Source organism: Stenotrophomonas sp. NPDC077420 (genome assembly GCF_044543385.1).
GTDB lineage: Bacteria > Pseudomonadota > Gammaproteobacteria > Xanthomonadales > Xanthomonadaceae > Stenotrophomonas.
This window is the reverse complement of the sequence record NZ_JBITVZ010000010.1, coordinates 27,850-53,104: the sequence shown is the minus strand read 5'-3', so window position 1 is coordinate 53,104 and position 25,255 is coordinate 27,850. Positions and strand designations below refer to the sequence as shown.

The 25,255-nt window shown below is 69.4% G+C and carries 23 protein-coding genes; 10 read left to right on the top strand and 13 right to left on the bottom strand.

What is annotated here, in order from left to right:
- Position 1: 1 nt before the first annotated feature.
- Together ACIGII_RS11430 and ACIGII_RS11425 are read right to left on the bottom strand one after the other, a co-directional pair.
- Positions 2-313: an AzlD domain-containing protein gene (locus ACIGII_RS11430; protein WP_399638211.1), complete on the bottom strand. Its 312-nt coding sequence runs from the start codon at positions 311-313 to the stop codon at positions 2-4.
- Positions 310-1,029 carry an AzlC family ABC transporter permease gene (locus ACIGII_RS11425; RefSeq protein WP_145479660.1) on the bottom strand — a complete coding sequence of 240 codons (720 nt, stop codon included), beginning with the start codon at positions 1,027-1,029 and terminating at the stop codon, positions 310-312. Before ACIGII_RS11425 ends, ACIGII_RS11430 begins: the two co-directional genes overlap by 4 nt.
- Before the next feature lie 104 nt (positions 1,030-1,133).
- Between ACIGII_RS11425 and ACIGII_RS11420 the strand changes: the two genes are divergently transcribed.
- A complete protein-coding gene (locus tag ACIGII_RS11420) occupies positions 1,134-1,844 on the top strand; it encodes an rRNA pseudouridine synthase (RefSeq protein ID WP_399638209.1) in 711 nt (236 codons plus the stop codon).
- Between the two features lie 55 nt (positions 1,845-1,899).
- Entirely contained in the window at positions 1,900-3,480 is a 1,581-nt protein-coding gene (locus tag ACIGII_RS11415) for a phospholipase D family protein (RefSeq protein ID WP_399638207.1), read from the top strand.
- A 33-nt stretch (positions 3,481-3,513) separates the two neighbouring features.
- On the opposite strand, the gene ACIGII_RS11410 is transcribed toward ACIGII_RS11415, so the two are convergent.
- The gene (locus ACIGII_RS11410; RefSeq protein ID WP_399638205.1) at positions 3,514-4,605 is read right to left on the bottom strand and encodes an HDOD domain-containing protein; all 1,092 of its coding nucleotides are present in this window, start codon (positions 4,603-4,605) and stop codon (positions 3,514-3,516) included.
- Between the two features lie 299 nt (positions 4,606-4,904).
- Here ACIGII_RS11410 and ACIGII_RS11405 point away from each other — a divergent pair, with 299 nt between their 5' ends.
- Positions 4,905-6,002: a Glu/Leu/Phe/Val dehydrogenase dimerization domain-containing protein gene (locus tag ACIGII_RS11405; RefSeq protein WP_399638203.1), complete on the top strand. Its 1,098-nt coding sequence runs from the start codon at positions 4,905-4,907 to the stop codon at positions 6,000-6,002.
- An 82-nt stretch (positions 6,003-6,084) separates the two neighbouring features.
- On the opposite strand, the gene ACIGII_RS11400 is transcribed toward ACIGII_RS11405, so the two are convergent.
- Complete coding sequence (locus ACIGII_RS11400) at positions 6,085-8,925, bottom strand: S8 family serine peptidase (RefSeq protein WP_399638201.1); 2,841 nt, start codon at positions 8,923-8,925, stop codon at positions 6,085-6,087.
- Between the two features lie 179 nt (positions 8,926-9,104).
- Here ACIGII_RS11400 and ACIGII_RS11395 point away from each other — a divergent pair, with 179 nt between their 5' ends.
- From ACIGII_RS11395 to ACIGII_RS11385, 3 genes are all read left to right on the top strand, one after another.
- Positions 9,105-10,280 (top strand): thiolase family protein, encoded by a 1,176-nt coding sequence (locus ACIGII_RS11395; RefSeq protein WP_399638199.1) that lies wholly within the window; start codon positions 9,105-9,107, stop codon positions 10,278-10,280.
- Between the two features lie 124 nt (positions 10,281-10,404).
- Positions 10,405-10,746, top strand: coding sequence for a hypothetical protein (locus ACIGII_RS11390; RefSeq protein WP_068853606.1), 342 nt, complete (start codon positions 10,405-10,407; stop codon positions 10,744-10,746).
- Between the two features lie 387 nt (positions 10,747-11,133).
- A complete protein-coding gene (locus ACIGII_RS11385; protein ID WP_399638197.1) occupies positions 11,134-11,538 on the top strand; it encodes a hypothetical protein in 405 nt (134 codons plus the stop codon).
- 43 nt (positions 11,539-11,581) lie between these two features.
- On the opposite strand, the gene ACIGII_RS11380 is transcribed toward ACIGII_RS11385, so the two are convergent.
- On the bottom strand, positions 11,582-13,213 hold the full coding sequence (locus ACIGII_RS11380; protein WP_399638195.1) for an isovaleryl-CoA dehydrogenase: 1,632 nt from the start codon (positions 13,211-13,213) through the stop codon (positions 11,582-11,584).
- Positions 13,214-13,317: 104 nt separating this feature from the next.
- Here ACIGII_RS11380 and ACIGII_RS11375 point away from each other — a divergent pair, with 104 nt between their 5' ends.
- The 4 genes from ACIGII_RS11375 to pdeM are packed head-to-tail and all read left to right on the top strand — an operon-like array spanning position 13,318 to position 19,025.
- Complete coding sequence (locus ACIGII_RS11375; protein ID WP_399638193.1) at positions 13,318-14,325, top strand: ligase-associated DNA damage response exonuclease; 1,008 nt, start codon at positions 13,318-13,320, stop codon at positions 14,323-14,325.
- Positions 14,322-15,926, top strand: a complete 1,605-nt coding sequence (locus tag ACIGII_RS11370) for an ATP-dependent DNA ligase (RefSeq protein WP_399638192.1) — start codon at positions 14,322-14,324, stop codon at positions 15,924-15,926. The genes ACIGII_RS11375 and ACIGII_RS11370 overlap by 4 nt, the downstream gene beginning before the upstream one ends.
- Positions 15,927-15,940: 14 nt before the next feature.
- A complete protein-coding gene (locus tag ACIGII_RS11365; RefSeq protein WP_399638355.1) occupies positions 15,941-18,388 on the top strand; it encodes a ligase-associated DNA damage response DEXH box helicase in 2,448 nt (815 codons plus the stop codon).
- Positions 18,378-19,025, top strand: a complete 648-nt coding sequence (gene pdeM, locus ACIGII_RS11360; protein WP_399638191.1) for a ligase-associated DNA damage response endonuclease PdeM — start codon at positions 18,378-18,380, stop codon at positions 19,023-19,025. Before ACIGII_RS11365 ends, pdeM begins: the two co-directional genes overlap by 11 nt.
- A gap of 4 nt (positions 19,026-19,029) precedes the next feature.
- On the opposite strand, the gene ACIGII_RS11355 is transcribed toward pdeM, so the two are convergent.
- The 8 genes from ACIGII_RS11355 to rlmD form a co-directional block, all read right to left on the bottom strand.
- On the bottom strand, positions 19,030-19,284 hold the full coding sequence (locus tag ACIGII_RS11355) for a hypothetical protein (protein ID WP_399638189.1): 255 nt from the start codon (positions 19,282-19,284) through the stop codon (positions 19,030-19,032).
- Between the two features lie 59 nt (positions 19,285-19,343).
- Positions 19,344-20,603 (bottom strand): FAD-dependent oxidoreductase, encoded by a 1,260-nt coding sequence (locus ACIGII_RS11350; RefSeq protein WP_399638188.1) that lies wholly within the window; start codon positions 20,601-20,603, stop codon positions 19,344-19,346.
- Between the two features lie 72 nt (positions 20,604-20,675).
- Entirely contained in the window at positions 20,676-20,885 is a 210-nt protein-coding gene (locus ACIGII_RS11345; RefSeq protein ID WP_399638187.1) for a cold-shock protein, read from the bottom strand.
- A gap of 88 nt (positions 20,886-20,973) precedes the next feature.
- Positions 20,974-21,720, bottom strand: coding sequence for an S-methyl-5'-thioinosine phosphorylase (locus ACIGII_RS11340; protein WP_399638186.1), 747 nt, complete (start codon positions 21,718-21,720; stop codon positions 20,974-20,976).
- A 9-nt stretch (positions 21,721-21,729) separates the two neighbouring features.
- Complete coding sequence (locus tag ACIGII_RS11335; RefSeq protein WP_399638185.1) at positions 21,730-22,284, bottom strand: hypoxanthine-guanine phosphoribosyltransferase; 555 nt, start codon at positions 22,282-22,284, stop codon at positions 21,730-21,732.
- Entirely contained in the window at positions 22,284-23,291 is a 1,008-nt protein-coding gene (gene nagZ / locus ACIGII_RS11330; protein WP_399638183.1) for a beta-N-acetylhexosaminidase, read from the bottom strand. The genes ACIGII_RS11335 and nagZ overlap by 1 nt, the downstream gene beginning before the upstream one ends.
- Before the next feature lie 91 nt (positions 23,292-23,382).
- A complete protein-coding gene (locus tag ACIGII_RS11325; protein ID WP_399638182.1) occupies positions 23,383-23,871 on the bottom strand; it encodes a CYTH domain-containing protein in 489 nt (162 codons plus the stop codon).
- A 1-nt stretch (position 23,872) separates the two neighbouring features.
- Complete coding sequence (gene rlmD / locus ACIGII_RS11320) at positions 23,873-25,207, bottom strand: 23S rRNA (uracil(1939)-C(5))-methyltransferase RlmD (RefSeq protein WP_399638180.1); 1,335 nt, start codon at positions 25,205-25,207, stop codon at positions 23,873-23,875.
- Between the last annotated feature and the right edge of the window lie 48 nt (positions 25,208-25,255).

Here is a 25,255-nt window from a genome sequence, read left to right as displayed (position 1 = left end):
CCTACCCGACCCCGGCCCAGCGCAGCAGTGCCGCCGCTGCCGCGCCCAGCACCACCACCAGAAGGAACGGCAGCCGCAGCAGCAGTGCCAGCGCTGCCACGGCCAGCGCACCCAGCCGCGCATCCAGCGCGACCGCCGCGCCATCGGCCACCGCATTCATTGCCGTCAGCGACGCCAGCAGGCCAATGGTGAGGGTGCCGGCAACCCGTGTCATGCGCGGCGATTCCAGCCAGCGCGCCGGCACCCGCCAGCCGGCCAGTTTGATCGCATAGGCCGCCGCGCAGGCCACCAACAGCCACCCCCACAGGCTCATGCGCGCTCCTGCGTCGAACGTGGCTCGACATCCGGCTCGAGCCCCTCGTCACGTGGCCCCGGCACCAGCGCGCCCCAGAGCGCGGCCACGGCGGCGGCCAACAGGATCGGAATGCCGGGCGGTACCCACGGCAGCGCCAGCACCGTAACCAGCGCGGCCACGATCGCGATGGCCACTGCATCGCGCTGGCGCAGGCGCGGCCACAACAGCGCCAGGAATGCCGCCACCGCGGCCCCGTCCAGTCCCCAGCGGCGCGGGTCGCCAAGCGCATCGCCGGCCAGCGCGCCCACTGCGGTGAACACATTCCACAGCACGAACACGCCGATACCGGCGGCCCAGAACCCCCGCCGCTGTTCCAGCGCCACGACCTGGCTGGACGCGGTCGCCGCCGATTCATCGATGGTGACCTGCGCGCCCAGCCAGCGCCGCCAGCCGCGCAGTCCCAGCATCCGGTTCATCTGCATGCCGTACACCGCATTGCGCACGCCCAGCAGCGTGGCGGCGGTGAACGCCGCCGACCCGGCGCCGCCGCCGGCGATGACGCCAATGAAGGCGAACTGCGAGCCGCCGGTGAACATCAACAGGCTCAGCGCCTGCGCCTGCCACGGGCTGAGCCCGGCAGCCACTGCCAGGGCACCGAAGGAAATGCCATACAGGCCAGTCGCCACGGCAATCGAGAGGCCGACTTTCACGGCAGGGGATGCGCGCCAGTTCATCATCGGATCATGCCAGCACCGACGCGCCAGCGCAGCGCGCACGGCGCGGCCGGCGCCAAGCCAGTACACTCCCCGCCCGCGTCCTGCCTTCTGTTGCCCCCCTGATGACCGACCCGATCCGACTCGACAAACGCCTGACCCAGCTGATCGGCTGCTCCCGGGGCGACGCCCAGCGCTACATCGAGGGCGGCTGGGTCACCGTCGATGGCGTGGTGGTGGAGCAGCCGCAGGCGATGGTGACCGACGAAGCCGTGGTGCTGCGCGAGAACGCCGAAGCGACCCGCGCCGAGACGGTGAGCATGCTGCTGTACAAACCCGCCGGCGTCCCCGCCGCCGAGCTGTGCGCGATGGTCACCCCGGACAGCCGCAGTGAACTGGACGCCACCGGCGTGGCCCTGCTGCAGCGGCATTTCCACGCCCTGCAGCTGGCGATGCCGCTGGCCGCCGAAGACAGCGGCCTGGTGGTGGTCAGCCAGGACGGTCGCGTGCTCTCGCACCTGAAGGACCGCGGCGCCACGCTGGAGCAGGAATACCTGGTGGAAGTGAGCGGCGAACTGGTGCCGTACGGCATGAAGCGTCTCGCCCACGGCCTGAGCTTCCGCAGCTGGCCACTGCCGCCGTGCAAGGTCAGCTGGCAGAACGAAACCCGGCTGCGCTTCGCGATCAAGCCGGTCGCCCCCGGCCAGCTGCGCGACATGTGCCGCCAGGTGGGGCTGGACGTGGTCAGCGTGCGTCGCCTGCGCATCGGCCGGGTGGCGCTGGGCAAGCTCGCCCCGGGCCAGTGGCGCTACCTGGCGCCCGACGAACGCTTCTGATCCGCGCGCCGGCCGTGCACTCGCAGTGTACGGGCAGGCCGCTTACGATCATGCGATGACCGAAAAGAAGCCGTTGTGGCGCCGGTTGCTGCGCGGCATCTGCGTAGTGCTGGCGATCCTGATCCTGCTGGTGCTCAGCGGCCTGCTGCTGGGCGACCACCTCACCCCCAAGGCGATGGGCCCCCACAGCACGGTGCTGCCGCTGCAGCCGGCGCAGGGCCCGATCGACCGCGAGGTGGCGCGGCTGCAGGCCGAGCATCCCGGTCGCTCCGGGGTGGCGTTCCTGGCCGAAGGCCTGGATGCGTATGCCGCGCGCGCGGTGGTCACCCGCCACGCGGCGCGCAGCCTGGACCTGCAGTACTACATGTGGAAGGACGACCTGATCGGCCACCTGATGGCCCGCGAGCTGTACCAGGCCGCCGAACGCGGCGTGCGCGTGCGCCTGCTGCTGGACGACATGAACGCGCTGGACAAGGATGCGCTGATGATGGCGCTGGACGAACACCCCAACATCGAGATCCGCCTGTACAACCCGTTCCGCAACCGCGACGGGCTGTGGCGGCTGGTGGAGATGGTGCAGCGCTTCTTCAGCGTCAACCACCGCATGCACAACAAGCAGTGGATCGCCGACGGGCGGGTCGCCATCGTGGGCGGGCGCAACATCGGCGAAGAGTATTTCAGCGCGCGCAGCGATGTGAACTTCCGCGACCTGGACCTGCTGGTGGCGGGCACGGCCGTGCGCCAGGCCAACGCCATCTTCGACGACTACTGGAACAGCGATGCGGCGGTGCCAATCGCCGCCCTGGCCTTCCATACTCCCGCCGAACTGCGCCTGCTGCTGCTGGAATCGGACAACGAAGCCAAGCTGGCGGCAGCGCAGCCGTTCCTGCAACGGGTGCAGCGCGCGGCGTCGGCGCAGTCCTACTACCGCAATGCCGTGGACCTGCATTGGTCGGCGCAGGTGGAGATCCTGTCCGACCCGCCGATGAAGCATCGCCGCGACGACCCGGGAAACTGGCTGGTCACCCGCCTGGTGCGTGAGATCGAGGCCACCCGGCACAAGGCGTTGCTGATATCGCCCTACTTCGTGCCCGGCGACGCCGGAGCGCGTGGACTCGGCGAGCTGGTGCGGCGCGGTGCCTCGGTCGGGGTGGTGACCAACTCGCTCGCGGCCAATGACGTGGCTGCGGTGCACAGCGGCTACATGCACTACCGCCTGCCGCTGCTACAGGATGGCGTGCACCTGTACGAACTGAAGTCACGCGGGCATGCCGGCGGTGGCAGCGGGCCGTTCGGCAGCAGCGGCGCCAGCCTGCACACCAAGGCGTTCATGCTCGACGACCGCCGCGGTTTCGTCGGCTCGTTCAACCTCGACCCGCGCTCGGCCTACCTCAATACCGAGATGGGCGTGATGTTCGAGGACCCGGCGCTGGCCGCGCAGCTGCGCGGGGAATACCTGCGCCTGGCTGGCCCTGACCTGAGTTACTGGGTCACCCGCACGCCCGGGAACCAGGTGCGCTGGCTGGATCGCGCCGCGCAGCCGCCGCGGATGCTGGACCACGAACCGGACACCTCATGGCGTCAGCGCGCCATCGCCCGCGCGATCGGCTGGCTGCCGCTGGAGTCGCAGCTGTAGCGGCCACCATGTCAGCGGCAGCCACGCAGGGCGCTACGCCTCGGTGGCGTCCTCTTCGGCATCCAATGTCTCCACGCCGCGCCCGTGCAGGCGCCGCCAGATCCATTGCAGGGCGTGCGCCGGGGTTCCCGGCAGCTGCTCCAGCAGCGCCATCGCCTGGGCCTGGCTGATCCGGCCATGGCGGCACAGCAGACTGGCCGAGGCCGCAGCGCGGGCGAACTGCAGGCTGGCCGCCAGCCCGGCGCCGCTGGGCTCGGGATCGCGCAGCAATGCCTCGTGCACCGACGGCGGCAGCTCCCAGGCGGCAGCGATGCGACTGGCGACCGGCAGGCTCCAGCTGTCCAGCAGTCCGGTGGCCAACGCCTGCGACGGCACCGCGCCCTGCTGCCAGGCCGCATCCAGCAATTGCCGCATGACCAGGGCCGCGCCCAGGCCCTGGGTCAGTCCCATCCATTGCGCGGCAAAGCCATCCTCGTGGGTGACCAGCCGCGCATGGTCGGCCGCGGCCCGCGAGGCCAGCAATGCGTGTTCCCACACCACCGTGCCAAACTGCGGAAAGGCGTCGCTGTGGAGCTGCATCACCGGCTGGACCAGCACCGCGCTGATGATCTGGCGGATGCCGTCGGTGCCGACCAGGGTCACCGCGCGCTGCAGGCTGTCCACCGGCTTGGCCTGCAGGCGGTACACCGGGCTGTTGGCGATACGCAGCAGGTTGCCGGTCAGCACCGCGTCCTGGCCGATGATGGCCGCCATGCTGCGCGCCGACGCATCGTTGTCGTTCACGGTCTGGATCAGCTGGGGCAGCAACTGCGGCCGGCGCGGCAGATGCCGGGCCGACCAGTCCTGGGCGTCCAGCGCCGCCGCCACGGCCGCCTGCAGCGCGACATCCTGCGCGCGGGTAGCACGCTCGACACCCCCACCAGGCGCCAGCGCCAGCGCATGCAGGCCTGCCTGCAGGATCGCCCCGGTATCGCCCTCGGTGGGGCCTGCCGTCGGCGCGGCCGGGCGCGCGCCCGGCTCGACCCGGGCCCGGACCACGGGTGCCGCGGCCGGGCGCCGGTACAGGCCCCAACCAACGCCGGCCGCCACCAGCAGCCCGGCGGCCCCGACCAGGAGGCCGGTCATCGGCACGGTCCCGTCACGGCGCGGCTGTTCACGCGCATTGTTGCCACTGCACCCACGTCGTTCCGTCCTGGCTTGCCGGTACCGCGCACCGTTGCCACGGCATCGGCCGCGCGCCCGGCAACTTTAGCGCCGACCTGCAATGGTCACCGCCTGCAGACAACGCCGTCCGACGGAATGCACTAGAATGGCGCCGCGCGACCGTCCCGGCCAACCCGTGACGTCGCCTTTTTTGTTTTACACCCAACCATTTCCTGCCGCGTTCGCCGGCGTTTGCCGACGTTCGCAGCATCGGAGTCACCATGTTATTTGAAACCCTCGAAACGACCGGTCACGAACAGGTGGTGTTCTGCCACAGCCGCGATGCCGGTCTGAGGGCGATCATCGCCATCCACAACACCACCCTGGGCCCGGCGCTGGGCGGCGTGCGCATGCGCCCGTACGCCAGCACCGACGAGGCCCTGGCGGACGCGCTGCGGCTCAGCCGCACCATGACCTACAAGAACGCGCTGGCCGGGTTGAACGTGGGCGGCGGCAAGGCGGTGATCATCGGCGATCCGCGCAGGGACAAGACCGAAGTGCTGTTCCGCGCGTTCGGTCGCTACGTGGATTCGCTGGGCGGCCGCTACATCACCGCCGAAGACGTGGGCACCGACGTCAATGACATGGAAAGCATCTACCTCGAAAGCGAGTACGTGACCGGCGTGCACCAGGTGCATGGTGGCTCCGGCGACCCGGCGCCATTCACCGCCTACGGTGCGCTGCAGGCGCTGATGGCGGCCATGCAGCACAAGCTGGGCCACGAGGAAGTGGGCAAGGTCAGCATCGCGGTCCAGGGCCTGGGCCACATCGGCATGGAACTGGTGAAGCTGCTGCGCGATCGCGGCGCCAAGCTGTTCGTCACCGACCTGGACAGCGCGCTGGTCGAACGTGCGGTGACCGAGTACGGCGCCGAGGCGGTGAAGCCGGACGATATCTACGACGTCAACGCCGATGTGTTCGCGCCCTGCGCGCTGGAAGGGGCGATCAATCCGCAGACCCTGCCGCGCCTCAAGTGCAGGATCGTCTGCGGCACCGCCAACAACCAGCTGTCCAGCCCGGAGATCGGCGACGAACTGCACGCCCGGGGCATCCTGTATGCCCCGGATTACGCGGTCAATGCGGGCGGAGTGATGAATGTGTCGCTGGAAATCGACGGCTACAACCGCGAACGCGCGATGCGGCTGATCCGCAGCATCTACCACAACCTGGGGCGCATCTTCGCGCTGTCCCAGCAGGAAAACATCGCACCGCAACGCGCCGCCGACCGCATCGCCGAGACGCGCATCCAGTCGATCGGCAAGTTGAAGATGCCGCTGGGCCGGGCCCGGCCACGGCTGGGTACGCTGCGCGGCGGCTGAACCTGCCGGAGCTGAAAAAAAAGGGCGCGACCCTGTCGCGCCCTTTTTCCCTGCCGCGGCGGCGCCGGCCGCCGCGATGCGATCAGAACGCGGCCGAATAGCGCAGGGCTACCTGGCTCAGGTCGCCACGCGGGCCGAAACGCTGGTCGTAGCCGAACGACAGCTGCGAGTTACGGGTCAGCCAGGACTGTACGGACACGCCGAACAGACCGCCCGAGCGCGCCGGCTGCAACCCGGCAACCGGTGCCCAGGCATCGACGCCGACAAAGCTGGCATCGAATGCCAGGCCATCGCTGGACAGGGTCTGCTGCCATTCGGCGTAGCCGCGCAGCGACCAACCCTGCAGGCGCGTCTCGGCCCGCAGGCCGGCCAGTGCCTGGCTGCGGCTCGACGCGCGGCTGTCGGCACGCAGACCGAACCCGAAGCCGCCGTTCTCGCTGAAACCGTCGCTGCGCAGGTGCGCGTAGTCGGCGCCGAGGTACGGGGTCAACGACGCCCCAGCGCCGCCGAAGCGGTAACCCGACTCCACGCTGGCGGTACTGAAGTCGCCGCCGTAACGGGCATTGACACCATACTGCCCCGGCCCCAGCAACAGCTGGCGGTCGATCTCGCGGGTGAACTGGCCCGCGCCCAGCTGCGCCAGCGTGTAGGCCGCGCCGCTGTTCCAGCCGGCATACAGTTGCGCCTGCGACTGACGGTCACGACCGCTGTCGCCGCCCCACTCGCGACTGCTGTTGCTGCGGGTCTCACCGAAGGCAAAGCCCATCACGCCGTTGCTGCCCAGCGCCATGTCCTGGCCCATCATCCAGCCCTGGGTCTGGAAGCCGCTGCCGGCAAAGCTGCCCTGCCCGGCCTCACCCAGCGCACTCTGCCACGCGCCGCGAAGACGGGGCGCCGCCGATACCGTGTCGAATCGCGTCGACAGCGCGCGGCGATTCATGTCCAGGTTGTCGAAGGTCATGCCGTTGGCCAGGCTGTGCGCCTTGCCCGACAGGCTCTCCAGGCTGGCCTGCAGACCGGCAGCTCCCTGCACCCGCTGCAGCTCGCCGGCCGCGTCGGCGAAGCCTGGCGTCCCGATGCCGGTACCGGTGTCGAGGACGTCGAAGGCCTGTTCCACGCGCAGGGCCGATGCAGCCGAAATGGTCCCCAGACCGGCCGCTGCGGCCGCGCCGGTCACGCTCACGCGGTTGATGTTCAGCCCAGCGGTGTACTTGTCGTAGGAGAACGTCGCATCCAGCAGCACGATGTCGCCCAGCGCGGTGTAGCGGGCAAAGGCGCCATTCACGCCCTGGGCCGCGACGATCAGCTCCTGCCGGATGCCGGCCTGCGGCACGTAGCCTTCCACGACGCGGTCGATGACCACGTTGCCGCCGTTGAGCTGTGCCGTACCGCTCACCTTCAACGACTGCGCGCCCAGCGCGGTCGAGAACACGCCGGTGGCCTCCTGGGTGAAGTTGCCGTCGATGAGCGCGTTCACGCCCGCCTCGAACATGTACAACGTACCGCTGTTGACCAGGTTGCCGGAGACCCGGGTGCTTCCCGTACGGAACTGCAGGCCACCGGCCGGCAGCACCTGCACGCTGGACCCCAGCGATGCGCCGTCACGCAGCGAGAGCGCGCCCGAGCGGACGATGGTGCCGCCGGTATAGGAATTCTTGCCGGTCAGGATCAGCGTTCCGGCACCGGACTTGTCCAGCCCGCCGGCACCACTGATGTCGTTGCCCCACTCGGTCAGCGAATTTTCCCCGGGCACGTTGACCACCATGGTGCCCCAGTCGAACCGACCGGGGCCGTTGATGGCCTTGCCGACGTTGAGCAGGCCATGCCCGAACACCGCGTCCACGCCCGGCTCGCCGAGGTCGGTGGCGGTGCCCAGCAGGGTCTGCCGCACCATGTCGTTGGTGAAGTACGGGTAGCTCTGCCAGACCAGCGCGGCCGCACCGGAGACCAGCGGTGCCGCATACGAGGTGCCGCCGCCCCACAGGTAGCTGGGGGTGCCGCCGGTGCTCTTGGGGTCGACGAACACTGCTTCGCCGGGTGCGGCCAGGCAGTAGTTGGCCGCGATGCCACAGGCATTGGCGTAGCTGGACAGGGTGTCCGGCTTGGCGAAGTCCACGGCGGTCACCGCCAGCCAGCCGCGCTCCAGGTCGGCGGCCGGACGCGTGTTGTTCGGGCCGGGCTGGCTGGGCAGCGCCGCCATGTTGGAGGGATCGGCCTTCTTCTCATTACCCGTGGCGAACACCACCAGGCCATCGTTGGCGATGATGAACGGACGGTACTCCGCGGCGATGGACGCCGTGGCGGAGGCGTTGGTCCAGTACAGCCCGCCCCAGGAGTTGTTCATGATCTTCACGCCGTCGGCGATCAGATCCTGATGCACCGGCGCCAGCCCCAGCGCGCCATTGACCTGGTTGCCGTTGCCGGTGCCGTCGTCGGCCGGCGCCTTGTCGGCGATGATGCGGGCCGACACGATCTCCGCGCCGGGCGCCACGCCACCGGGCCAGTTGCCGAAGGCGCTGCCGGCCGCCAGCGACGCCACGCTGGTGCCGTGGCCGACGACGTCATCCACGGCGAGATTGTTGACCTTCGGATCGACGTAGGTATGGCTGGACACGACCCGACCGGCCAGGGTGAGATGCGCGCGGTTCACGCCGGAATCGACGATGCCGATACGCACGCCGCTGCCGGTCAACCCCTGGCGCTCCACGGCATTGATCAGGGTGAGATGCCCGTCGATCGACGGCTGCGTGGGCGTGACCGGCGGCGTCACCGGTGGCGTGACCGGTGGCGTCACCGGCGGCACCACCGGTGCAACCGGCATGTCCCCGCGGGTATTTCCGCCGCCACCCCCACCGCCACACGCGCTCAATGCCACGGCCAGCGCACCGGCCAGCACGTTCCTGCTGAAAACTGCCTGCTTCATCCCTGTTCCCCGAAATAAATGAAAACCACCCCCGGTTTCCGGCCCTTCCGGCCGACACCGGTGGTAAACCCTGACCCTCTATACTGGGTCACCCCCACGCAGTCTGCCGGGAAACGCGTCGCCATACCATGCCCTGCGTTTCCTTTTCGTAAATCGCTCACGCAACAAACGAGATTGCCATGTCCAACATTGTCATCGCCGCTGCCAAGCGGACCGCCATCGGTTCCTTCCTCGGCCAGTTCAACGGCGTGCCCACCCCTGCCCTGGGCGCCACCGCGATCGCGGCCGCGCTGGAACAGTCCGGCGTGCCGGCGGCGGATGTTACCGAAGTGATCATGGGCTGCGTGCTGCCGGCCAACCTGGGCCAGGCGCCGGCGCGCCAGGCCGCGGTCGCCGCCGGCATTCCCTACTCCACCGGCGCCACCACCCTCAACAAGGTCTGCGGCTCGGGCATGAAGGCGATCATGCTCGGGCACGACCTGATCAAGGCCGGCACCGCCAGCATCGTGGTGGCCGGCGGCATGGAATCGATGTCCAATGCGCCGCACCTGCTGCCCAACTCGCGGACCGGCAACCGCTTCGGCAATTTCCAGGCGGTGGACCACATGGCCCACGACGGCCTGGTCAATGCGTACGACGGCAAGGCCATGGGCGAATTCGCCGAATGTGCGGTGGACAAGTACCAGGTGACGCGCGAGGAGCAGGACGCCTACGCCATCGAATCGGTCCGCCGTGCGCAGGCCGCGCAGGCCGCCGGGGCCTTCGACGATGAGATCGTTGCGGTGAAGGTGGCCGGCCGCAAGGGCGAGGTCGAATACCGCCAGGACGAACAGCCCGGACGCTCGGATATCGCCAAGATCCCCACCCTGCGCCCGGCCTTCAGGAAAGACGGTACGGTCACCGCCGCAAGTTCGTCGAGCATCTCCGACGGTGCCGCCGCCGTGGTCCTGCTGGCCGAAGACGATGCCGCCGCGCGTGGGGTGCAGCCGCTGGCCCGGATCGTGGCACATGCCACCCATTCCCAAGAGCCGGAGTGGTTCACCACCGCGCCGATCGGGGCGATCCACAAGGTGCTTGCCAAGGCCGGCTGGCATCTGGACGAGGTGGACCTGTTCGAAATCAACGAGGCGTTCGCGGTGGTGGCGATGGCGCCCATCCGCGAGCTGGGCATCGCCCACGAGAAGGTCAACGTGAATGGCGGTGCCTGCGCACTGGGTCACCCGATCGGCGCTTCCGGTGCGCGCCTGGTGGTCACCTTGGTCAACGCGCTGCGCAAGCGTGATGCAAAGCGCGGAATTGCTACACTGTGCATTGGTGGCGGCGAAGCCACGGCCATCGCCATCGAATTGATTTGATTGGAATTAACACCCGTTTCGCAAAAATGAATGCGGGATCGCTTGACAGCCCATCGTGGCTTGTCATCATGTTGCCGGGCGCGCAATAGCGCGTTGCCTAATCTAACGACGAGGATTCACACTAATGAGCATCAACAAGCTGCTGATCGCAATGGCCCTGGGCCTGGCTCTGACCGCCTGCTCGAAGCAGGAACAGGCTGCTGACGCCGCTGCTTCGGCCAACGAAGCCGCTGCCGACGCCCAGGTCGCTGCCGACCAGGCCGCTGCTGCTGGCGCCCAGACCGCCGACGCTGCCCAGGCTGCCGCCGACACCGCCACCACCGCTGCTGACGCTTCGGCTGATGCCGCTGCCCAGGCTGGCGCTGCTGCCACCGACGCTGCTGCCGACGCCGCTGCCGACGCTGCCAAGGCCGGTGAAGCCACCGCCGAGCAGGCCAAGGACGCTGCTGAAGAAGCCAAGAAGTAATCACTTCTTTCTTCAGGCAAGTCTGAAAAAGCCGCTGGTTCGCCAGCGGCTTTTTCTTTGGGGAAGCGTACCGACCAACGGTCGGTACCTACCGGCTTCGCGCGTACCGACCAACGGTCGGTACCTACCGGCTTTGCGCGTACCGACCAACGGTCGGTACCTGCCGGCTTCGCGCGTACCGACCAACGGTCGGTACCTACCGGCTCCGCGCGTACCGACCAACGGTCGGTACCTACCGGTTCCGCGCGTACCGACCAACGGTCGGTACCTGCCGGCTTCGCGTGTACCGACCAACGGTGGGTACCGCCCGGCTTCGCGGGTGCCGACCGCGCCTTCACGGTCGGCTAAATAGGATCGGCTCTCCCTGGAACCCTGATGGAGAGCGCCATGAAGATTCGTTCGATCACCACGCCGCTGATGGCGGCTTCGCTGCTGCTGGCGCTGGCTGCATGCAAGGGCCCGGAAGCCGAGCAGGCCCGCGCCGACGCCGCGCAGGCGGCCGACAGCACCGGCGAGGCGGCGCGTGCAGCGGTTGACCAGGCCGCCGCCTCCACCCGCAACGCCGCAGACGAGGCCGCTGCCGCGTCCGAACGCGCTGCCGCCGATGTGCAGCCCGCACTGGATCGCGCTGCCGACGCCACCGCAGCGGCGGCGGCCGATGCCAAGGTCGCCGCGCGCGATGCCGCTGCCAATGCCAGCGACGCCACCGCCAATGCGGCGGAAAAGGTCGCCGACAAAGCCCGCGACGTGGCCGATGACGCCCGCCAGAACGCGGACGACGCCAAGCATTGAGGGAGGGCGTGATCGCCGCGCGCAGTTCCCACCGCGCGCGGCGTCATGGCAGCGCGCGCTGCATGATCGCCTGGCAGTCCACCGCGTCATCCAGCGTGCCGAACGCCATCCCGTGCCGTCCCCCCAGGCGTGACCTCACGAACGCCTCCGCCAGCGGGCTGCCGCTGCGCAACAGCACCGCCGCCTGCAGCAACAGCGCCAATCGTTCGGTTACCGTCCGCGCCTGCGCCTCGGCCGGCGCAGCGGCAAGCAGCGCGCGCAGCGACTGCAGCGCACCATCGTAGTCGGCATCGCGCCCGGCCACCGCCTCCAGTTCCGCCTCCAGCACCGGCAGCACCTGCGGCTCCCGCGCCAGCGCACGCAGCACATCCAGGCACTGGATGTTGCCGCTGCCTTCCCAGATCGAGTTCAACGGCGCCTGCCGGTACAACCGCGGCAGCATCGACTCTTCCACGTAGCCGGCGCCGCCCAGGCACTCCTGCGCTTCATTGACGAACACCGCCGCGCGTTTGCACACCCAATACTTCCCTACCGCGGTGGCGATGCGCGCGAACGCCGCAGCCTGCGCATCGTGCGGGGCCTGGTCGACCGCGCGCGCCACGCGCATCGCAAAGGCCGTGGCCGCCTCCGATTCCATCGCCAGGTCGGCCAGCACGTTGGCCATCAGCGGCTGCCCGCTCAGGCGCCGACCGAACGCACTGCGGTGGCGGGTGTGGTGCAGCGCCTGTGCCAGCGCCATGCGCATCTCGGCGGCGGCGCCCAGCATGCAGTCCAGCCGGGTCATCATCACCATGCCGATGATGGTTGCCACGCCCCTGCCCTCCTCGCCCACGCGCCGCGCCCACGCACCGCACAGCTCCACTTCGCTGGAGGCATTCGACCAGTCGCCAAGCTTGTCCTTGAGCCGCATCAGCCGGAACGCGTTGCGATTGCCATTGCCCAGCCGCCGCGGCATCAGGAAGCAGGTGAGCCCGGCCGGCGCCTGCGCCAACACCAGGAACGCGTCGGACATCGGCGCGGAGAAGAACCATTTGTGCCCGACCAGCGCGTAGCTGCCGTCTTCGCGCAGTTCGGCGCGGGTGGTGTTGCTGCGTACGTCCGAGCCGCCCTGCTTCTCGGTCATGCCCATGCCCAGGGTGATGCCGGCCTTGTCGGCCATCGGCACGTCGCGCGGGTCGTAGACCGGCGCGGCCGCCTTGTCGGCCCACTCGGCCAGCAGCGGATCCTGGCGCAGCACGGCAACGGCCGCATGGGTCATGGTCAACGGGCAGCTGGTACCCGCTTCGGCCTGGTGATGCAGGAAACTGAGCGCCGCGCGTGCGACATGCGCGCCGGGTCGACCGTCCTGCCAGGACAGCCCGGCCACGCCGTTGCGCTTGGCCAGGTCCATCAACTGGTGGTAGGCCGGGTGGAATTCCACGGTGTCGATGCGGTGGCCCTGGCCGTCGTGCGTGCGCAGACGTGGCCTGTCGCGGTTGGCCTCGAAGCCCAGCCGGTACAGCGTGTCGCCGGCGATCGCGCCATAGGCCTGCAGCGCGTCGATGAAGGCTGCGCCGCCTTCACGCTGCACGGCCTCGGCCAACGCCACGTCGTCCGCCCACAGATTGCGGCCGGCGAAGGGGGGCGGCTGGTTGTCGACCTCGTGGGTCTCGAATGCGGTGGGCGCAGGTGTCATGGTGCAGGCCTCGTGCGGATCGCCCGATTCTGCCGCATCCGCGGGCGGGGCGCCGTTCAGCTGGATTCTCACCTCCTGCACGAGTGCGGCGGCACAGTGCAGGCATGAGCACGACTGCTGCAGACAACGACCTGGTGGTACTGCGTCCGGAGGGCCTGTACTGCCCCGCAGGCGATTTCCATATCGATCCCTGGCGCCCGGTGCCGCGGGCGGTGATCACCCATGGCCATGGCGACCATGCACGCAGCGGCATGGGTCAGTACTACAGCAGCACCGGCAGCGTGCCGATCCTGCGCTGGCGGCTGGGCGATGTGCCCCTGCAGGCCTTCGACTACGGTGAACCCTTCACCCTGGGCGCGGTGCGGGTGTCGCTGCACTCGGCCGGCCATGTGCTTGGCTCGGCCCAGGTCCGCATCGACGATGGGCGACAGGTCTGGGTGGCCTCGGGCGACTACAAGCGCCAGCCCGACCCGACCTGCGCGCCATTCGAGGTGGTGCCCTGCGATGTCTTCATCACCGAAGCGACGTTCGCCCTGCCGATCTACCGCTGGCAGGACACCGCCGAGGTCGCTGCCGAGATCGTCGCCTGGCGGCGCGAGTGCGAACAGCGGGGCGAAGCGGCGATTCTGCTCTGCTACGCGCTGGGCAAGGCGCAGCGGGTGTTGGCCGAACTGCTGCCGCTGGATGATCAAGCGGCATGGCTGCACGGCGCCATCGCCAAGGGCGTGGCGGTCTACCGCGAGGCGGGGGTTGCGATGCTGGACACGCATACCGTGGCCGAGCAGGGGCGCGCGCCCGACGCGGCCGGCAAACTGATCCTGGCACCGCCCTCGGCGGCCGGTACCCCGTGGCTGCGTCGCTTCGGCAAGCACCAGCTGGGCTTCGCCTCGGGCTGGATGCGGCTGCGCGGCAACCGCCGCCGCCGCAACTACGACCGCGGTTTCGTGGTCTCCGACCATGCCGACTGGCCCGCCCTGCTGCAGACCATCGAACAGACCGGCGCGCGCCGGGTGATCGCCACGCATGGGAACACCGATGCGCTGATTCCGTTCCTGCGCGAACGGGGCGTCGCCGCCGAGGCCTTCCGCACCGATTTCGGGAGCGAGGAATGAGGGCGTTCGCCGCGTTGTACCAGCGCCTGGACCGCAGCACCGCCACCCTGGACAAGCGCGCCGCGCTGGTCGCGTATTTCCGCGACGCACGCCCGCACGATGCGGCATGGGCGCTGTACCTGCTCAGCGGTGGCAAAGTCGGTGGCGCGCGCCGGAAGATTGCCGCCAGCGGCGAACTGCGTGCGTGGATCGCCGAGGCCGCGGCGCTGCCGGCATGGCTGGTGGCCGACAGCTACGACCAGGTCGGCGACCTGGCCGAAACCCTGACCCTGCTGCTGGATGATCCGCTCGACGCGGCGCCGGACCGACCCCTGGCGGAGTGGATCGAAGTGCATCTGCTGGGCGTGGCCAATCAACCCGAAGCGGTACGCCGCGCTGCGGTCGAAGCGGGGTGGGCGCAGCTGCCTGCGGGCGAGCGGCTGGTGTTCAACAAACTGCTCACCGGCGCGCTGCGGGTCGGCGTGTCGCAGCGCCTGGTCCAGCAGGCACTGGCCGAGCTGTCGGGCATCGACATCGCGCGCATCGCCCAGCGCATGCTGGGCGACTGGGTGCCGTCCCCGGGCCTGCTCGCCTCGCTGCTGAGCACCGAGGAGCTGCCGCAGGACCGTCAGCAGCCCTATCCGTTCTTCCTTGCCTCGCCGCTGGAAGCCGAGGTCGAACGCCTGGGGTCCGTGGACGACTGGATACTGGAATGGAAGTGGGACGGGATCCGCCTGCAGCTGCTGCGTCGCCAGGGCGAAGCCGCGTTGTGGTCGCGCGGCGAGGAACGCCTGGACGGGCGCTTCCCGGAAATCGAGGCGGCGGCGATGGGGCTGCCGGACGGCACGGTGATCGACGGCGAGCTGCTGGCCTGGCGCGACGGCGACACCCAACCGTTGCCGTTCACCGCACTGCAGACGCGCATCCAGCGCCGCAAGCCAGGCCCGAAAACTCTGGCCGATACCCCGGTCCGCGTACTGGCCTACGACCTGCTGGAACTGGACGGCCAGGACCTGCGCACCCACCCGCTGGCCGAGCGCCGCGCGCGGCTGGCCGACCTGCTGGACCGCCTGGACGACCGCCGGCTGCTGTTGTCGCCCACGCTGCGGGCGGCCGATTGGGACGACGCCGCCGTGCAACGCACGCAGGCCCGCGAGCGCGGCGTGGAAGGGTTGATGCTCAAGCGCCGCGATTCGCCCTACCAGAGCGGCCGACGCCGCGGCGACTGGTGGAAATGGAAGATCGAACCGCTCACCATCGATGCGGTGATGATCTACGCGCAGGCCGGCCATGGCCGGCGCAGCACGCTCTACACCGACTACACCTTCGGGGTCTGGGACGGCGAACGGCTGGTGCCGGTGGCCAAGGCGTATTCGGGGTTGGATGACAAGGAAATCCTGGCGTTGGACCGGTGGATCCGCGCCAACACCGTCGAACGTTTCGGTCCGGTGCGCAGCGTGCGGGGCGAGCAGGTGTTCGAACTGGGTTTCGAAGCCGTCAACCGCAGCAGCCGGCACAAGTCCGGCATCGCAGTGCGGTTCCCACGGATCCTGCGCTGGCGCCATGACAAACCGGCCAGCGAAGCCGACACCCTGGCCCAGCTGCAGGCCCTGGCCCGGTGACGCGCCGCGAGGCGATGGCACGGCTGGCCGCGTGGTTCGCCAGTCGCGGCTGGGCTCCCCTGCCCTTCCAGAAAACGATGTGGCGACACTATCTGGCCGGCGAGTCCGGACTGCTGCACACGCCCACCGGCAGCGGCAAGACCCTGGCGATGTTCGGCGGCCCGCTGCTGCAGGCACTGGCCGACCCGGTGCCGCGCGCAAAGGGCGGCCGCGGTGGCAAGACCGTGCCGGCGCTGCAGGTGCTGTGGATCACCCCGTTGCGCGCACTGGCCAGCGACACCGCCCGCGCGCTGCGCGAGCCGCTGTCCGCACTGGGACTGGACTGGCAGGTGGGGCTGCGCACCGGCGATGCCAGTGCGCGCGACAAGCGGCTGGCGCGCGAGGGCCGGGTCGATGTGCTGGTGACCACGCCCGAATCGCTGGCGTTGCTGCTGAGCTACCCCGACACCCCGGAAAAGCTGCGCCGGCTGCGCTGCGTGGTGGTGGACGAGTGGCACGAACTGCTTGGCAACAAGCGCGGCGTGCTGCTGCAGTTGAACCTGCGCCGGCTGCGCGATGCGCTGCCCGCGCTGCAGGTGTGGGGCCTGTCGGCAACACTGGGCAACCTGGACGAGGCGCGCCAGGTGCTGCTGCCCGATCGGCCCGACGCGCCGCTGGTCGCGGGTGCGCGGCCGCGCCCGGTCGCGGTGGAAACGCTGCTGCCGGCGCACGGCGAGCGCTTCCCGTGGGCGGGCCACCTTGGACTGTCGCAGCTGCAGCGCGTGCAGCAGAAGCTGTTCGCCGTAGGCACCAGCCTGCTGTTCACCAACACCCGCGCGCAGGCCGAACTGTGGCACCAGGCGCTGGCCGCCGTGTGGCCGGAGGACGCGGCCACGCTGGCCCTGCACCATGGTTCGCTGGACCCGGCGCAGCGTCGCGTGGTCGAACAGGGCCTGCGCGATGGCGCGCTGCGGTGCGTGGTCGCCACCTCCAGCCTCGACCTGGGCGTGGATTTTCCGGCAGTGGACCAGGTACTGCAGATCGGCAGCCCGAAAGGCATCGCGCGCCTGGTCCAGCGCGCCGGACGCGCCCGCCACCGTCCAGGCGAATCAGGGCACATCGTGTGCGTGCCCTCGCATGCGCTCGAGCTGGTCGAATACGCGGCCGCGCGGCGCGCGCTGGCCAGCGGGGTGATCGAAGCGCGGCGCCCGCTGCAGCTGTCGCTGGACGTGCTGGCCCAGCACTGCGTGAGCTGCGCGCTGGGCGGCGGATTCGACGCCGATGCGCTGCTGGCCCAGGTGCGGCGCACGCATGCCTTCGCTGCGCTGGACGACGCGCACTGGCAAGGCGTGCTCGACTTCATCGTGCAGGGCGGGCGGGCGCTGGCGCAGTACCCCGACTTCCACAAGGTGGTGCGCGACGACGATGGCATCTACCGCGTCCACGACCGCCGCGTGGCCCTGCGCCATCGCTTGTCGATCGGCACCATCACCAGCGATGGCAGCGCGGTGGTGCAGTTCCTGCGCGGCGGGCGACTGGGCACGGTGGAAGAACAGTTCGTGGGCCGCCTGCGCCCGGGCGATCGCTTCCAGTTCGCCGGGCGCCTGCTTGAACTGGTCCGGCTTGAAAACCTGACGGCGTACGTGAAGACGGCGAAGGGCGGCGACGGCGTGGTGCCGCGCTGGCAGGGGGGGCGCCTGCCGCTGTCGGAAGCGCTGGGGCAGGAAATGGAGAGCGTACTCGCCAGCAGCGCGGACAGCCCGGAGATGCGCTGGCTTGAGCCGCTGCTGCGACTGCAGGCGCGCGTGTCGGCGTTGCCGGGCCCCTCGTTGCTGCTGGTGGAACAGGTGCGTCGCCGCGAGGGCCAGTTCGTGTTCGTGTATCCGTTCGCCGGCCGCCAGGTCAACGAGGGCATGGCCGCGCTGATGGCGCTGCGCTGGACCCGGCTGCAGGCCAACACGTTCGGCTACGCGGCCAACGATTACGGATTCGTGCTGGCACCGGCGCGCGCGGTCGAGCTCGATGCCGAACGCGTCGGCGTGCTGCTGCAGCCCGAGGGCCTGTTCGAGGATCTGCGCGACAGCCTCAACCTCAGCGAACTGGCCCGCCGCCAGTTCCGCGACATCGCGCGCGTGTCGGGCCTGCTGATTCCGGCGCTGCCCGGGCGCACGCCGCGCAGCATGCGCCAGCTGCAGGCCTCGGCCGGCCTGCTCTACGACGTGCTGCGCCAGCATGATCCGGACCATATCCTGCTCGGCCTGGCCGACCGCGAAGTCCTGCACACCCAGCTTGAGCTGGGCAACCTGGCCCATGCCCTGCGCCGCTGCCAGTCGCGCACGGTATGCGTGCAGCAGCCGGCAACGCTGGGGCCGTTGTCGTTCCCGCTGTGGGCCGAACGGCTGCGCGGCCAGCTCAGCAATGAAGACTGGAAGACCCGCGTGCTGCGTGCGGTCGGCCAGCTGGAGAAACGCCATGCCGACTGACTGCGCCATCACCCTCGCGGGCGAGCCCGTCCATCTGCTGGGCGAGCGTGCCCTGTACTGGCCCGCACGCCACGCCCTGCTGATCGCCGACCTCCACCTGGGAAAGGCCGACCTGTTCCGGCGGGCCGGCATCGGGCTGCCCAGCGGCGGCACCGGCGATGACCTGGCGCGGTTGACCCGACTGGTCCGGCAGCATCCGGTGCGCACGCTGTGGATACTCGGCGACGTGCTGCACGGAGCCGCGCACCGCGCGTCCTGGTACCGGCAATGGCAGGGGTGGCGGGAGCAACACCAGGCACTGGATATCGGCGCATTGGCGGGCAACCACGACCGCGTGCTGCCCAAGGCGGACCTTGGCATCCGCCTGCTCGGCGAACGCGTGCAGGAAGGGCCGTTCCTGCTGCGCCACGATCCGCAGCCGCACCCTACCCTGCATGTGCTGTGCGGTCATCTGCACCCGCTGGCGCGGCTGCCGGGCATGCAGCGGCGATGGCCTGCGTTCTGGCTGCGCGAGCGCCTGACCGTGCTTCCGGCCTATTCGCATTTCACTGCGGGAATCGCGCCGGTACTGGATGCGGGCGAACGCCTGGTGGCCTGCGTGGAAGATGCCGCCATCGCGCTGCCGCTCCAGCGCTAGGCCGTCAGGCAGCGTCCATCAACCGGATTTCCGGTGCGTGCGGATTGCGCCGCACCGGTTGGCCCACCACCTCGGCCAGCATGGAACGCGCTACCGAACGGATGCGCGCATGGTGTTCCGGCGCGGCATGGGTGATCAGGCTGGTGACATGGAAATCGAACACCTCTTCCATCACATCCGGCTGGTCCTCATGCAGCATCTGCAACAGACCACGCAGTTTGCAGAGTTCGGAGTCGAGAACGTCGGGCCGGAACAGCATGATGTGTTTCTCCTTCAGGGGTACCCGACCCTTTTGCCACGAGCGAGGTGACTCCCCCGTCAATGAAGGGGAGGGCTTCGTTCATCCGCCCCCGGGTTCGCCGCCATCGCAGCGACGAACCCGGGCGACAGACCCAGCCTTCCCCACCAGCCCCGCTGGGTGCCGCTCAGCACGCGCAGCATGTGCCCCCGTCCGCCCGGCAGGTTGCCCATCGGCTTGAACAGGACGTTGCGTGCGCCGGCCAGCAGGTCCCGCTCGGACTGGAACACCGGCGTCAGCCAGCGGCTCCAGAACTGGTAGATGCCCACGTGTGCGCTGCGCTGCGCCTGGTACGCCTGCAGCGCGGCAGGCGTGGCCGGGTGCGCGCGCAATGCGTCTCGCAGCGCCAGTGCATCCATCAGCGCCATGTTCACGCCCTGCCCCAGTTGTGGACTCATGGCGTGGGCCGAATCGCCGACGAGCACCAGCCGGTCGCGGTGCCAGCGCGTCATCACCGCATCGCGATAGCCGGCACGCGCCAGCTGGGCACCGTCCGTGACGCCCTGGAGGCGCGGATGCGCCTGTGACCACAACGCCTGGACCTCCTCCAGCCAGCGCGGCAGGCCATCGCGCTCCCACTGGGCGAACCGGTCACGTGGCAGGCTCCAGAAGAAGCTGAGTCGCGGTTGTGCGTCACCTGGACGCGTGCCCACCGGCAGCAGGCCAATCATCTTGCGGGCGGCCACGTAGCGTTGCCGCAATTCGTCGTAATGCGGCCAGTCGCCGCGCGGCAGCAGGCACCACAACGCCCCCCACGGGTACTCGCGGTCCAGCCGCGTGGCCTGCACCCGCGCGCGCAGCGTCGACGCCGATCCGTCCGCGGCGATGACCAGGTCATAGGGCCCATGCCAGTGCCCGCGCGCGTCGCGCACGCGCCCGTTGGCGCAGTCGACGTCGACGATCGTGGTGTCGGCCTGCAGGTTGCCCGGCTGTTCCCAGGCGTCTGCGAGCATCGAGAACAGCGCACCGCGCTGCATGCCGACGCCGTGCAGGTGCGCATGCAGGGCCGCGTACCGCATGTCCATCACCGCGCGCCCACACGGGGTTTCGCCGTACAGGCGACGCACCGCTGCACCATGCTGCAGCACCGGCGGCAGCAGGTCCATCTGCCACAACACGTCCAGCCCACTGGGTTGCAGCAGGAACCCCGCGCCCACCGGCCCCGGCGTCGGCGCGCGCTCGTAGACGTGGACGACGTGATCGTCGCGTGAAAGCAGGACCGACAGCGCCTGCCCTGCGGTGCCATACCCGACGATGGCGATGGTGCGTGGTCGTGTCATCCGACGTCCTGTCCTGTCCCGGTCCAAAAAAAACCCCGCCGGAGCGGGGTTTTCAATGCGCGGTCGTGGAAATTACTCCGCAACCGGCACGATGTTCGAGGCCTGGGCGCCCTTCGGGCCCTGGGTCACGTCATAGGTGACCTTCTGGTTTTCCTGCAGACTGCGGAAGCCCTTGGCGTTGATCGCGGAGAAGTGCGCGAAGACGTCTGCGCTGCCGTCCTCCGGCGAAATAAAGCCAAATCCCTTGGCGTCGTTGAACCACTTGACGGTACCGTTCGGCATGGTAATGCAAGACCTTCTTCAATGAATGGGTGGTGTACGCTCAACCAGCGCACTGCCGGAGTATGCAAAGCTTGTCAGGCAATGACAATCACCCGCGTGCCAATTCGCCAATCAGTTCCGGCAATCCCGCGGAAGCCGCGTCAACATTGGCCAGCACTTCGGCCATGGTGATCTCGTCGCCATCGCCACACCCGGCCGCCCAGTTGGCCACGATGGCCAGGCAGGCGTAGTCCAGCCCCAGTTCCCGGGCCAGCCCGGCTTCGGGCATGCCGGTCATGCCGACCAGGTCGCAGCCATCCCGGCGCATCCGCGCGATCTCCGCATTGGTTTCCAGCCGCGGGCCCTGGGTGGCGCCGTAGCAGCCACCCTCCTGCAGGCGCACGCCGGTGACCTTCGCTGCGGCCAGTACCTTGCTGCGCAGCATCGGGGTGTAGGGGTGGCCAAAATCGACATGCAGCACCTCGCTGCCCGGCTCTTCGCTGAGCGTGGAGATCCGACCCCAGGTGTAATCGATCAGCTGGTCCGGGCACGCCAGCACGCGCGGACCGAAGTGTTCGGTGATGCCGCCCACGGTGTTCAACGCCAGCACGCGCGTGGCACCGATCTGCTGCAGTGCCGCAAGATTGGCGCGGTAATTGATCTTGTGCGGCGGCAGCGAGTGCCCCTCGCCATGACGGGCCAGGAAGGCCACGCGCTGGCCGAGCAGCGTGCCGACCCGGATGGGCCCGGACGGCGTGCCATAGCGGGTTTCCACCGCATGGCTGCTTACGTCATCGAGCTGGGCCAGCTTGTACACACCGGTGCCGCCGATCACGGCCAGGCTGATGGGTTCCATGGGCGCTGCTTATTCCTTCATCGCGTAGATGGCCGGCACGCCGCGCAGGCCTTCGTTGACATCCATGCCGAAGCCGAACACGTAGCGGTCGGGCAGCTCGACGCCGGCGTAATCGGCCTTGACGTCAGGCAGCGCGCGGTCGTGCTGTTTCACCGTCAGCGCGGCGATGCGCACGTCGGTGGCGCCCTGCTCCAGGCACCAGGTGCGAACGCCCTGCAGGGTGAAGCCTTCGTCCAGGATGTCGTCGACCAGCAGCACGCGGCGGCCGAACAGCGAGGTGGCCGGCTTGTGCTTCCAGACCAGCTCGCCGCCGGTCAGTTCGCCGCGGTAGCGGGTGGCATGCAGGTAATCGAACTGCAGGTCCTGGCCGCGTGCGCCCAGCTCGAGCGCCAGCTGGCCGGCGAACGGCAGCGCGCCGTGCATGATCGACAGGAACAGCGGCACCTCGCCTTTGTAATCAGCCGCAATGCCATCGGCGATGCGTGCGATGGCCGCATCGATGGTGGGGCGGTCGACCAGCAGGTCGGCCTGGGCCAGGGCCTGGGAAATGGTGAGGTTGGGCATCAGACGGTTCTTCCAAGGGTGTCGAGCAAACGGGATTGGGAGCTGCCATGGCGGGCGTCGGCGAGCAGGCCGTCCCAGCCAAGCGCGCCACGCCCGATCAGGCCCAGCAGCGCGGCAGTATTGAGGGGGCGGCCGTCGACCGCGCGCAGCGCGTCGTCGACCAGTTCCGGGTGGCAGACCAGCACCACGTCACAGCCGGCATCCAGGTGGGCATGCACGCGCGCGGCCACGCCACCGGCAGAGAACGAGGCGGCCATGCCGATGTCGTCGGAGAACACCACGCCACGGAAACCCATGTCGCCCCGCAGGATCTGCTGGATCCAGCGCGCCGAGTAGCCGGCCGGTTCCGGCGCGACCCGGGGGTAGACCACGTGCGCCATCATCACCGCGTCGGCACCGGCGTCGATGCCGGCGGCGAACGGCACCAGGTCCAGCGCGCGCAGTTCCTCGAGCGGGCGTGGGTCGCTGGCGGCGGCCACATGGGTGTCTTCCAGCACGCTGCCGTGCCCGGGGAAATGCTTGAGGGTGGCGGCCATGCCGACGCTGTGCATGCCGCGCACGTAGGCGCGGGTGAAGGCGGCAACGACCGCCGGGTCGGCACTGAAGGCACGGTCGCCGATGGCGCGGTTGCCGCGGCCCAGGTCGACCACCGGGGCGAAACTGAGGTCCACGCCGCTGGCGCGCACTTCGCTGGCCATCAGCCAGGCGTGTTGTTCGGCAAGGGCCAGGGCTGCCTCGGGGTCCTGTGCGTACAGGGAGTCGAAGCCCTGCAGCGGCGGCAACGCGCTGAAGCCTTCGCGGAAGCGCTGCACGCGGCCGCCCTCCTGGTCCACGCAGATCAGCAGCGGGCGCGGCGCGGCGGCGCGGATCGCGGCCGACAGCGCGGCGACCTGCTGGCGCGAGGCGAAATTGCGCTTGAACAGGATGACGCCGGACACGGCATCGTGCTGCAGCCAATCGCGTTCCTGGGCGGTAAGTTCGGTCCCGGCAACGCCGATCACGAGCATGGGTCGATCTCCAAAACGGGGCGCCATGATGGCGCACTGCCGCATTGTCGCAGAAGCCGCATGTGGGAGGCCACGGGCGCGGGGCGCCTATTCAGGGCCAGCGGCAGTAGGGATGGGCGGCCAGGGCGAGGTTGTAGTAGCGGACGTCGTCGGTGACCTCCTCGCCCACCCAGTCCGGCAGGTCGATGGCCTGGTCCGCCTGTTCGAGCTCGACTTCGGCCACCACCAGCCCGGCGTTGTCGCCCAGGAACTCGTCCACTTCCCACAGCAGGCCGCCGTGGCGGACCAGGTGGCGGCGCTTGTCGATCAGCCCGCCGACGCACAGCGCCAGCAGCGCCCGCGCGTCGTCCACCGGGATCGGGTAATCGAACTCCTGGCGGGTGTGGCCGATCTCGCGCGATTTCAGGTTGAGGAACGCCGCATCGCCCTGGACACGCACCCGCACCGAGGCCTTCTGCGTACCCGCTTCAATCGACGCGGTGTCGTTGACGTACCCCTGCGCCATCGGGATCACCGCGTGCGCGGCGGCACGCCAGCCCTCGCCGCTGACCAGGAACTTGCGCTCGATCTCCACGCCCATCTCAGCGCTTCTCGAACACGGCGATGCTTTCCACGTGCGCGGTATGCGGGAACATGTCCATCGCACCGGCCGACACCAGGGTGAAGCCCTGCTCGTTGACCAGGTAGCCGGCGTCGCGCGCCAGCGAGCCGGGGTGGCAGCTGACATAGACGATGCGCTTGAACTGCTTGAGCGGCAGCTGCTGCAGCACTTCGATCGCACCCGAACGCGGCGGGTCCAGCAGCAGCTTGTCGAAGCCCTGGCGCATCCACGGGGTCTGGCGCTGGTCCTGGGTCAGGTCGGCGGCGAAGAACTGCGCGTTGTCCAGGCCGTTGCGCGCGGCGTTTTCCCTGGCCCGCGCCACCAGCCCCGCCTCGCCTTCCACGCCCACTACCTCGCGCACGGTGCGCGCCAGCGGCAGGGTGAAGTTGCCCAGCCCGCAGAACAGGTCAAGCACGCGCTCGTCGGGACCGGCGTCCAGCAGCTCCAGCGCCAGGGCGATCATCTTTTCGTTGAGCTTGGCATTGACCTGGATGAAGTCCAGCGGCCGGAACGCCAGCTCCACGTTCCACGGGGCCAGCCGGAACGAGAGCGGCACCTCGCCGGGCAGCAGCGGATGCACCGATTCAACGCCGCCGGGCTGCAGGAAGATCGCGAAGCCGTGTTCGGCACCAAAGCCGGCCCAGGCGGCCTTGTCGGCGTCACTGAGCGGCTGCATGTGGCGGATGGTGAGGACGATGGCATCGTCGCCGGCGATGAACTCGACCTGCGGGATGTCGCGTTTGCCATCCAGGGTTTCGATGAAGGCCGACAGTGCGGCGACCTTCATCCCGATTTCCGGGATCACGGTCAGGCACTGGCTCAGGTCGGCGACGAAGCGCGGATCCTGCTCACGGAAGCCGACCAGGGTCTTGTCCTTCTTTTCCACCCGGCGCACCGAGAAGCGCCCCTTGCGGCGATAGCCCCAGCTCTCCCCGACCAGAGGTGGCAGCACGGTGCCGGGGCTGACGTGACCGATCCGGGTCAGGTTGTCCAGCAGCACGCGCTGCTTGGCCACGATCTGCTGGTCTTCGGCCAGGTGCTGCAGCACGCAGCCGGCACAGACCCCGAAGTGCGGGCAGCGCGGGGTGACGCGCTGCGGTGACGCCTGCAGGACCTCGACGGTCCGGGCTTCATCGAAGTGGCGGTTGCGGGCGGTCGGTTCGGCGCGCACCACCTCGCCCGGCAGGGCGCCGGAAATGAACGTGACCTTCCCACCCTCGCCTTCACGGCGGGCAACGCCGCGGCCGTCATGGCTGAGGTCGAGGATGTCGGTCTGGAAGGGGGTACGGTCGAGTCGGGAGCGGGATCGGGCCACGTGGCAACAGGCTGCGGGCGAAAAGGGTGCGTATTGTCGCAGATACGC